Below are 9576 nucleotides of genomic sequence, written 5' to 3' on the forward strand. Positions count from 1 at the left end.
GCGAGGTCTGCGAGGTCCGCGGGATCGACGGGGTTCGCCGGGGCCGCCCGGCCCGCCGGATCTGCGTGTTCCGCGGGTTCCGCATGTTTCGCGGGTTCCGCGGCGGCCGTCGTGCGGGCGTCGCCGTCGCGTATGTGGCCGGTGGTCCCTGTCCTGTCCACGGTTCCTCCCCCATGAGGCCGGGCCCTCCCCGCATGCCAGGGCCGGGCGCCGTTCTCCTCACATGATGCTGAGATCCGCCCGGACAGGAAGGGGTTGCCGATGATCGGCGCGTCCGCCCCCGCTCGGGCGCAGCGGACGGCCGCCCGGTCGCGGGGGTCCGGGGCCTGCGCGACGATGCATGGAGGGCAGGGGGCAGGGGCCGGACGGAGGAGTGAGCGGCGATGACCGACCTGCTGGGCTCCCTGCCCGAGGACCAGACACGGCTGCTCCGGGACGCGGCGCCCGGCGTCGAACTGGCCTCCCGGCCGATGCTCGCCACGCTCAGCGACCAGCGCGACTTCCCCGGCGACTGGCTCTTCGAGCGGAAACTCGACGGCGTCCGCGTGCTGGCGGTACGCGAGGGGGAACGGGTCCGCCTGCTCTCGCGTACCGGCAAGCGTCTCGACGAGACGTACCCGGAGGTCGTGGCCGCGCTCGCCGCCCAGCCCCGCACGGACTTCACCGTGGACGGGGAGATCGTCGCGTTCACCCAGGGCCGCACCGACTTCGCGCGCCTTCAGCAGCGCATGGGACTCACCCGCCGCCGGGACGTCGAGGCGAGCACCGTCGCCGTGACGTACTGCCTCTTCGATCTGCTGAGGCTGGAGGGCGCGGACACCACACGGCTGCCGCTGCGCACGCGCAAGTCGCTGCTCCGTCGTGCCCTGACCTACCGCGCGCCGCTGCGCCTGACGACACACCGCAACGAGGGAGGGGCCGATCTCCTGGCCGACGCCTGCGCCCGGGGCTGGGAGGGGCTGATCGCCAAGCGCGCCAACAGCCTCTATCTGCCGCGTCGTTCACCCGACTGGCTCAAGCTGAAGTGTTCCCTGGAGCAGGAGTTCGTGATCGGTGGATTCACCGAACCGGGCGGCAGCCGCGCCGGGTTCGGCGCTCTGCTGCTGGGTCACTTCGAGGGTGAGGACCTGCGGTACGCGGGCAAGGTGGGTACGGGATTCGACCGCCGTGCGCTCCTCGCGCTGCGCGGCGCCCTCGACGAACTCGCCCTGCCCGCCTCGCCGTTCAGCGACCGGGTGCGTGAGGCGGGCGCCCACTGGGCCGAGCCGGTGCTGGTCGCGCAGATCGCGTTCACGGAGTGGACACGGGACGGCATGCTCCGCCATCCGCGCTTCCTCGGACTGCGCCACGACAAGCCGCCGCGGGACGTCGTCCGGGAGAGGCCGCGGTGAGGCAGGCATGCTCCGGGGGCCGCACCCCTGAAGCGGCCCCCGGCGGTCAGCACCCTGCGGTCGGCGGAGCACGGCGGTCAACAAGTCACAGCGGTCATCAGGCCACAGCGGTTATCAGGTCACAGCGGTCATCAGGTCCGTTCGGCCCTGATGATCACCAGCTCCTCGTTCTCCTCGCGTGCCGCGATGCGGCCGGACTCCCTGAGCCAGGGCAGTCGCGAGCGGAGTACGGGTCCGAACGGGATGTACGCCCGGTCGCCGACCGTGGCCCGCAGCCCCGACGCGGCCAGCCGGTCCAGGGTCTCGTCGGTACCGCTCAGCCCCGACTGGGCGATGAGCAGGACACCACCGGGCCGCAGGACGCCGGGCACGTCGGCACAGATGCGGTCCAGGATCGCGCGTCCGTCGAGACCGGCGTTCCAGGCCCGCTCGCGCCCCCGGGCGACCGTGGGCTGCGAGGGCGGCGTGGGAACGTACGGCGGATTGCTGATGATCAGGTCGAAGGACCGTCCCCGTACCGGTTCCAGGAGGTCACCGCGGTGGACCGTGAGGCGCTGCCGTGACCGCAGGGCGTTGAGCCGGGCGGTGAGGACGGCCCGCCAGGCGATGTCGACCGCCGTGACGCGGGCACCCTTGCGGGCGGCGCAGATGGCCAGGGTTCCGGTGCCGGTCCCGAGATCGAGGACGTCCATCCCGGGAGCGGGCCCCTCGCGGTAGAGGGCCCGGGCCAGGAGGAAGGTGTCGGCCTGCGGCGCGTACACGCCCGGGGGCGCCATCAGGGGGCCGGGTGGGCGTGCCGGGTCGACGAGAAAAGCCATGGGGGAAGTCCTCCGTCCGAGCGCCCTGTCGGGTGCGGGAAGTGAGTGCACACGGCCGCCGAACGCCTGGTCGGGCACGTCTTTTCGACAGCCGAGTGCCCATGGATCACTCCTCCACACCTCTACCGTCACGGGCGCCACGCAGGTGACGGCCGGTGGCCTCCCGAGGTCCGGACACGGCAACGCCCCCGGCGGCCACGGCTGGAGCCGGTGACCGTCCGGGGGCGTACGCGCGGCAGACAGGCCTAGCGGCCGGACTTCTTCATGTGGTCGGCGGCCTTGTCCTTGAGTTCCTCGGCCTTGCCCGTCATCTGTTCGCCCCGGCCCTGGCCCTCCATGGACTTGTCGTCCATGGCCCTGCCGGTGGCCTCCTTCATCTTGCCCTTCATCTGCTTGGCCTTGCTCTTCGCCTTGCTCATGGTGTTCCGCCTTCGTACGAGGGTTGGACTGCCGTCTTCACCCTGCGCCCGACGGGCGGCCTTCGCAATCCGTGAGCCTTCGTCGCCCTGAGTGACGGCCGGTCGGCGCGGACGGTCGGCGCACTGGCACGCGCCCGGTGGAATGGGGACGATGGACTGCGACCGTGATGTGCCGCGATCCCGGAGGGGACGAATGACGCCAGACGCCGGTTCGGGCACCGACGAGCCCGGCGGCGGCCGGCCGGGCCGGGCCCCGTCCGAGGAGGAGACACCCCGGATCGCCGAGTTGCAGGAGGAAATCGGCCAGCTCAAGGAGGCCGTGACCTCGCACGCCGTCGTGGATCAGGCGATCGGCATGATGGTGGCTCTCGGCAGGGTTACACCTGATCAGGGATGGTGCGTGCTGCGGGAGGTGTCCCAGCACACGAACCTCAAGCTGCGCAACGTCGCCGAGCTGATCCTCGTGTGGGGCCGGCGGGGTGATCTGCCGCCCGACGTCCTGGCCGCACTGGAGGAGACGCTCGACCGGTACGGACCCGCCGTGCGGCCGGGATACGACCCACCTCCGTGACAAGGGCGTTTCGTTCAGGCCCCGTTGGTTACTTCGGTGATGGGCAGGCCGCTGGCGCACCGTTCCCGGGAGGGTTCGGCAGTGAGCTCGCCACGCAGCCGCCCGGCTCGGGGGCACCTCGGGACGGGCGGCTGGGTCCGTGGGGCCCGGCGCTCCGACCGCGCCCGCGGCCGTCCTCGTCGTCGTGTTCGTGTTCGTGCTCGGCGAGCGCCTCGTCGCGCACCTTGGCGCAGCAGCCGCTGAGCAGCCGGGAGACATGCATCTGCGAGATACCCAGATGCTCCGCGATGCGCCCCTGGGTCATGCCTCTGAAGAAGCGCAGATAGAGAATGGTCCGTTCGCGCTCGGGGAGCGCGGCGATGCAGGGCTTCACCGCTTCGCGGTCGATGACCAGGTCGAACCCGGTGTCGGACGCGCCGAGGGCGTCCCCGAGCGCGTATCCGTCGTCGCTGCCGGGCAGTTCGGCGTCGAGGGACAGGGCGGTGAAGCTGTCGAGGGCTTCGAATCCGGCCCGTACGTCGTCCTCGGTCATCTGCGCGTGCGCGGCGATCTCGGCGACGGTCGGTCTGCGGCCCGGGATGGTCTGGGACAGTTCCTTGGCGGCGGCGCGGACCCGGTTGCGCAGGTCCTGGACGCGCCGTGGCACGTGCAGGACCCACATGTGGTCGCGGAAGTGGCGCTTGATCTCGCCGGTGATGGTCGGGATGGCATAGCTCTCGAAGGCGTTGCCGCGCGCGGGGTCGTACCGGTCGACGGCCTTGACGAGGCCGAGTGCCGCCACCTGGGCGAGATCCTCGGTGGACTCGCCCCTGCCCCGGTACCGCATGGCGATACGGTTCGCCATGGGCAGCCAGTCCCGCACCAGAGAGTCGCGCAGGGCCTGCCGGTCGGTTCCTTCGGGGAGGGCCGCCAGCCGTTCGAAGGCCGCGGCCGTGTCGGGGGCGTCGTCGTGTGGATGCTGCTTCGTCCTGACGGTGCTTGGCATGCTGCGTCGCATCTCCCTCAGAGGGTGTGCACGGAAACCGTCACCGTGGGAGGGCGCACGAACGGGCCCGGCCGGAACACGACCGAGGCCTGGCGCACCAGCTCCCGCGGACGTGCCTCCGGTCCGAAGCACTACGGACATTTTCCCCTCAAAGGGGCATCCCCAAACTTTTGATTTCATAACATGACGTTCCGATTATCGCCTGCCATGTGGAGTAACAGCTGGTATCAACCCGTCGGCGCGGTAGTGACCAGGAATACGGGGAACTCAGCCCCCAGGAGGTGGAGGCCATGGTTCCGATTCTCTTGGTCCTGCTGCTGGTCCTGATTCTCTTCGGGGCCGGATTCGCCGTGAAAATACTCTGGTGGATCGCGATCGCGGTGCTCGTCATCTGGTTGCTGGGCTTCCTGATGCGCGGCACGACGGGCACGGGAGGCAGGTCACGCTGGTACAGATGGTGAGCGGGCGTCATCGGGTCGGCTCCTGGACACACTTTGTCCGGGAGCCGTTTCTCGTGCGGATCCGGCAGGGCGCGGGGGCCACCGCGGGAGAACGCCTGTTTCGGCTGGTGGGACAGGGTACTCGGGGGCAATGGACTTCAACGCGACACCCTTGGCCGCTTCCGGCGCCGCCGTGGGCGGAATCGTGCCGTTCCTGATCGGCGTCATCCTCGTCGGCGGCCTGATCTGGGCCGTGGTGTGGGGGCGTCGGCAGCGCTCCCGCCAGCCCGCGCCGCCCCGCCCCGAGGAACAGCCCCGTCTTCCCGACTCCGGGCCCGTCGGGCCGGTGACCGAGCGGCGCGAGGCCGACGGGATCGCCAAGGACCAGGACCGTCTGACCCCGCACCAGCTGGGCGGCGACTCCTCGCACCGAGCAGCCGATCAGAACCGCCCGACCTGGAACGACAACGACAGTGGCGGCTTCGGCAGCGGGGGCCCCGGGCGCACCTCCTGACCCGCGTCACCGCTCCGGTCCCGTCCGCCCGCCTGTCCGCCCGCCCGTCCGCCGGTGCGCAGTGCGCCGGACGTCGTAAATGGCATCCCTGACGCCACGGACATCTGCTTCACTCGGCGCATGCTGAAGATCGGGTCCGTTGTACTGGGTGTGTCGGACGTCCGGCGCGCTGCCGCGTTCTGGACGCGGGCGCTCGGCTACAAGCCGCGCGAAGAGGCCGAGGACTCCTGGGTGGTGCTGGTCCCCGTCGACGGCACCGGCCCCCAAGTGGCGCTGGGCCTGAGCGACACACCGGTGCAGGAGCATCCCCGGGTCCACCTCGACCTGTACGCCGCCGACGCAGCCGAGCAGAGCTCCGAGGTCGAGCGGCTGGTGTCCCTCGGCGCCCGGCGGGTCGACTGGGACCTGTATCCCGAGGATCCGGACTTCGTCGTTCTCGCGGACCCCGACGGGAACCGCTTCTGCGTCATCGACACCGGGCGCGAATGACCCGCCGTCCGCCGCTTCCCCGAGCTCAAGCCCGGAGCGCAGGCCGGGGCGGATACGTGCCGGCGGAGGTCCCGAACAGGCCCGCGGGTGGGTTCGTGCAGGTGAGGGGTCCTCGATCACGGGTACCCGGCACGCATGGAACCAGCAGCCAAGCGCACGTACGCGGAACCGGAACTCCCGCCGAGCCGGGGAGCGGTCTCCGCGGCGCTCATCGCATACCTGCGCGGCACGGGAGCGCTGCCCGACGATGCCGCTCTCGCGGGAGCCGACCCGCTCGGCGACGACCACCAGCTGGCGCTGTACCTCTGCTACGAACTGCACTACCGGGGCTTCGCCGGTGTCGACGGGGCCCGCGAGTGGGACCCCGAGCTGCTGCGGGTCCGCGCGGCGCTGGAGAAGCCGTTCCTGGCGGCCCTGCGCGCGGGGGCGACCCGGCACACCCGCGCGGACGAGGCGCTGGACGAGTTGCTCGTGGAGCCCGTGGACGGTGAGGGCGTCTCGCACTTCCTGCGGGACGAGGGCGAGTTGTGGCACCTGCGGGAGTACGCCGCCCAGCGCTCGGTCTACCACCTCAAGGAAGCCGACCCGCACGCCTGGGTCCTGCCGCGCCTGTGGGGACGCGCCAAGGCGGGCATGGCGGCGGTCGAGTTCGACGAGTGGGGAGGGGGGCGCGTCGAGCGCGTGCACGCCCGGCTGTTCGCCGACCTCATGACCGACCTCGGCCTCGACCCGTCGTACGGGCGCTATCTCGACGCGAGCGGCGCCGAGGCACTGGCCGTCGTCAATCTGATGTCCCTCTTCGGTCTGCACCGCGAGCTGCGCGGCGCGCTGGTGGGCCACTTCGCCGCGGTGGAGACCACCTCCTCCCCCGGTTCCAGGCGGCTCGCGAGCGCGATGCGGCGCACCGGGGCGGGTCCGGCGGCCGAGCACTTCTACGCCGAGCACGTCGAGGCGGACGCGGTCCACGAGCAGGTCGTACGCCGTGAGGTCGTCGCCGGACTGCTGGAGGAGGAACCGCATCTCGACGCCGACATCGCCTTCGGTGTCGAGGCCACCGGATGGGTCGAGGACCGGCTCGCGGACCGCCTGCTGGAGGCCTGGCGGTCCGGCCGGTCCTCGTTGCGCACCGCCGTGTGACCGGTGCGGCACGGCCCCTTGGGGACATGTGCAGCACGTGGTCGAGAGTCGAGACAGTCGAGAGAAAGGCGGTGAACGGCCGTGCCGGAGAGCCCCGCCGAACGCCCGCGCCGGATCGTCGCCCGCCGTGAGGGCCCCATGCTGGTCGAGGGGCCGGTCGAGATCGTCCTGGAGGACGGCACGACCGTGTCGTCCGACCGCTTCTGCGTCGCCCTGTGCACCTGCCGGCGCAGCCGTGTCTTCCCCTGGTGCGACACCAGCCACCGCCGCCATGCACCGGCGGCGCGCCCCGGCACCGATCACTGAGCCGGGGGCGCGCCGAGAAGGCGCCGGCGGTGTCCCGCTCACCCGATTAGCACACCCATTCGAATCACCGGGTAGCCTGGAGGCATGTCCACGCACCTTCAGGGATCACTGTTCGACCAGAGCGACGCCATCCGCCTCGGTCCGCTCACCGGGCTGCGCCGGACCGTGCTCGGTGACGGGGCGTGGATCGACCTGCTGCCGGGCTGGCTCCACGGGGCGGACTCGCTCTTCACCCGGCTCGCCGAGGAGGTCCCCTGGCGGGCGGAACGACGTCAGATGTACGAGCAGGTGGTGGACGTACCACGGCTGCTGGCGTTCTACCGTGCGGAGCACGCGCTGCCGCATCCCGTGCTGGACGAGGCGCGCGACGCCCTGTCCGGCCACTACGCGGCCGAGCTGGGGGAACCGTTCACCACGGCCGGGCTCTGCTACTACCGCGACGGCCGGGACAGCGTGGCCTGGCACGGGGACCGGATCGGGCGCGGCTCGCACACGGACACGATGGTCGCGATCGTCTCCGTGGGAGCCCCGCGGGATCTGCTGCTGCGGCCCCGGCGCGGCGGCGCCACCGTACGGCGTCCGCTCGGGCACGGCGACCTGATCGTGATGGGCGGTTCCTGCCAGCGCACCTGGGAGCACGCGATCCCCAAGAGCGCGCGGGCGGCGGGCCCCCGCGTGAGCATCCAGTTCCGGCCGCACGGCGTGCAGTAGGCAGCGGCAGGCAGGAGAGGGCCGCGACCGTGGGGGCGCCGCCTCGGCGGGCGCCCCCGACGCGTCACGGACGGCCTACGGACTCCACCGGCCGCGCGGGCTTCACGGGCCCCCGGCCGCGGCGGAACCACGTGCGGGGGCGGCGCGGCTCCTGGTCCGGCAGCCAGCCGAAGGCGAGGCAGCTGCCGACGACACCGAGGAGGAGACCGATGAGGAACCCGCCCAGGTTCGAGGTGATCCAGGAGCCCAGGGAGAACAGGACGCCGAGGATCGAGTAGAAGAGCCGCTGCGCGGGGTTGAAGAGGATCAGCAGTCCGCAGATCACCATCAGGACCGGCAGGAGGTAGCCGGCCAGGCCCTGCATGCCGATGTGCATGACGACCTTCAGCGACGCCTTCTGCGTGAGGAGGATCTCCGCCCCGCCGAGGGTGAGCAGCAGCCCGCCCAGGAAGGGGCGGTCCGCCCGCCAGCGCCGGAAGGCGGCCATCAGCAGCCCTTGTCGCTGAAGCTCAGCTTCAGACCGGGGAGCTTGAACACCGCTGCCGTGGTGGCGTAGTTGGTCTGCCGCAGGTTGCCGATGTGCACGGTGTCGGCCTGCTGGCTGAAGACGCCCTTGGGGCCCCGGGTGTGGGACTTGTCGAGCGTGCTGGCGTCGTTGCCGATCTCGATGTTGTCGAAGGACGCGTTGCCGGACAGCTCGGTGGAGTCGGTGGTGAGGTTGGTCGCGGAGACCTTCTGCGACCCCTCCCCGGCCCTGATGAGCAGGTTGGTGCCGCCGAGGTCGACGCTCTGGCAGAGCTTCTCCAGGGTCGCCTTCTTGATCGCGGAGACGACCACCAGGACCTGGCCGCCGGTGTCGCCCTCGTTCGGGCTGCCCTCGGCCATCTGATCGAGACCGCCGAACTGCGCGAAGCCCTCCCCGTCGAGGTTGGTCGCGGTGACGGTGAACGGCATGCCGGAGATCGCGAACTGCACGCCCAGGGCTCCCTGGGCGGTGAGGATCATGAGGCCCGCGGCGATCACGGTGGCGGGAACCGCCATCACCGCGGCGCGGCGCGGGCGGACCCGCCCACGTCTTGCGGGGCTTGCGGATGTCTCCGCCGTGGAACCGCTTTCCGGCACTTCGGAGGGTTCGGGGGTGGAACCGGCGGACGAGCCGGCGTCCGAGGACGAAACCATATTTCTGCTCCCAGGGGCATGGTCAACGCTAGGCAGGGCTTCGGTCGGCACGTTGTCCTGGCGCGGACAGCGGATGCGGCGCACGTCTCCCGCACCTCCCGGCGGGTGCAAGGGCTTTCACGTTACGCAGCAGTAGCCGCGACGGAAGTTACCCGCGGTAAGTGGCGAGGGTCAAGCACCTTGTGCAAAAAGGAAGTCGGAGATGTGGCGAAGCGATGAAGGGCGCCTGATTGAACGTCAACTTGCCTACTGCGTCTTGACGTTGAACATCAGTCAGGTCTACAACTCTCCCTGGCTGCGCATGGATCCGTGGCGCCGGATCCGAGCGAAGGCGTACGCCGTTCCCGGGTTCCATCCCGTTGCACAGCACTGCATCGCGCAGCACGGCACCGCATCCCCTCGCACGGCGCTCCGGACCGCCACTCGGCCGCCGGAGCGGCTTCCGCGGACCGACCGACCTGTGCGCTCCGCGTCCACTCATCGACGGCACCGGCACGGCCACTTCCCCCCTGGGCCGTGACCGGCCGCCCCGAGCCGCCGGTCACGCCGGAGGTTGTCCTTCGACGCCTCCGGCCGACCTCCCGGCAGCCGCCGTCGGCCCGTCGCGTTCGGAGAA

Annotated in this window: 12 protein-coding genes and 1 pseudogene; 8 read left to right on the top strand and 5 right to left on the bottom strand. The window is 71.1% G+C overall.

The annotated features are described in order from the left end of the window. The first annotated feature begins 383 nt into the window (after positions 1-383). Positions 384-1391 carry a non-homologous end-joining DNA ligase gene (ligD, locus tag ACFWGJ_RS18055; protein WP_387325306.1) on the top strand — a complete coding sequence of 336 codons (1008 nt, stop codon included), beginning with the start codon at positions 384-386 and terminating at the stop codon, positions 1389-1391. 131 nt (positions 1392-1522) lie between these two features. On the opposite strand, the gene ACFWGJ_RS18060 is transcribed toward ligD, so the two are convergent. After that, on the bottom strand, positions 1523-2209 hold the full coding sequence (locus ACFWGJ_RS18060) for a HemK2/MTQ2 family protein methyltransferase (protein WP_387325308.1): 687 nt from the start codon (positions 2207-2209) through the stop codon (positions 1523-1525). A 245-nt stretch (positions 2210-2454) separates the two neighbouring features. After that, complete coding sequence (locus ACFWGJ_RS18065; protein ID WP_387325310.1) at positions 2455-2628, bottom strand: CsbD family protein; 174 nt, start codon at positions 2626-2628, stop codon at positions 2455-2457. Positions 2629-2821: 193 nt separating this feature from the next. On the opposite strand from ACFWGJ_RS18065, the gene ACFWGJ_RS18070 reads away from it, so the two are divergent. Continuing rightward, a complete protein-coding gene (locus ACFWGJ_RS18070) occupies positions 2822-3199 on the top strand; it encodes an ANTAR domain-containing protein (RefSeq protein WP_387325313.1) in 378 nt (125 codons plus the stop codon). A gap of 199 nt (positions 3200-3398) precedes the next feature. Here ACFWGJ_RS18070 and ACFWGJ_RS18075 read toward each other — a convergent pair. Continuing rightward, positions 3399-4184 (bottom strand): annotated as a pseudogene (locus tag ACFWGJ_RS18075) (RNA polymerase sigma factor SigF); the annotation flags it as partial. Between the two features lie 290 nt (positions 4185-4474). Here ACFWGJ_RS18075 and ACFWGJ_RS18080 point away from each other — a divergent pair. The 6 genes from ACFWGJ_RS18080 (at position 4475) to ACFWGJ_RS18105 (ending at position 7781) form a co-directional block, all read left to right on the top strand. After that, a complete protein-coding gene (locus tag ACFWGJ_RS18080) occupies positions 4475-4645 on the top strand; it encodes a hydrophobic protein (RefSeq protein ID WP_387325315.1) in 171 nt (56 codons plus the stop codon). Positions 4646-4775: 130 nt separating this feature from the next. Next, entirely contained in the window at positions 4776-5138 is a 363-nt protein-coding gene (locus ACFWGJ_RS18085) for a DUF6479 family protein (protein WP_387325317.1), read from the top strand. Positions 5139-5258: 120 nt separating this feature from the next. Next, positions 5259-5627, top strand: a complete 369-nt coding sequence (locus tag ACFWGJ_RS18090) for a VOC family protein (protein ID WP_387325319.1) — start codon at positions 5259-5261, stop codon at positions 5625-5627. A 135-nt stretch (positions 5628-5762) separates the two neighbouring features. Then, entirely contained in the window at positions 5763-6764 is a 1002-nt protein-coding gene (locus tag ACFWGJ_RS18095; protein WP_387325321.1) for an iron-containing redox enzyme family protein, read from the top strand. 81 nt (positions 6765-6845) lie between these two features. After that, on the top strand, positions 6846-7070 hold the full coding sequence (locus ACFWGJ_RS18100; RefSeq protein ID WP_387325323.1) for a CDGSH iron-sulfur domain-containing protein: 225 nt from the start codon (positions 6846-6848) through the stop codon (positions 7068-7070). An 84-nt stretch (positions 7071-7154) separates the two neighbouring features. Next, positions 7155-7781 carry an alpha-ketoglutarate-dependent dioxygenase AlkB gene (locus ACFWGJ_RS18105; protein WP_387325324.1) on the top strand — a complete coding sequence of 209 codons (627 nt, stop codon included), beginning with the start codon at positions 7155-7157 and terminating at the stop codon, positions 7779-7781. Between the two features lie 64 nt (positions 7782-7845). Here the strand turns inward: ACFWGJ_RS18105 and ACFWGJ_RS18110 are convergent, their stop codons facing one another. Both ACFWGJ_RS18110 and ACFWGJ_RS18115 read right to left on the bottom strand, forming a co-directional pair. Further along, positions 7846-8268 (bottom strand): DUF6114 domain-containing protein, encoded by a 423-nt coding sequence (locus tag ACFWGJ_RS18110; protein WP_387325327.1) that lies wholly within the window; start codon positions 8266-8268, stop codon positions 7846-7848. Then, entirely contained in the window at positions 8268-8960 is a 693-nt protein-coding gene (locus ACFWGJ_RS18115) for a DUF6230 family protein (RefSeq protein ID WP_387325329.1), read from the bottom strand. Before ACFWGJ_RS18115 ends, ACFWGJ_RS18110 begins: the two co-directional genes overlap by 1 nt. Positions 8961-9576: the final 616 nt, after the last annotated feature.

This window comes from Streptomyces sp. NPDC060205, from assembly GCF_042728395.1.
Lineage (GTDB): Bacteria > Actinomycetota > Actinomycetes > Streptomycetales > Streptomycetaceae > Streptomyces.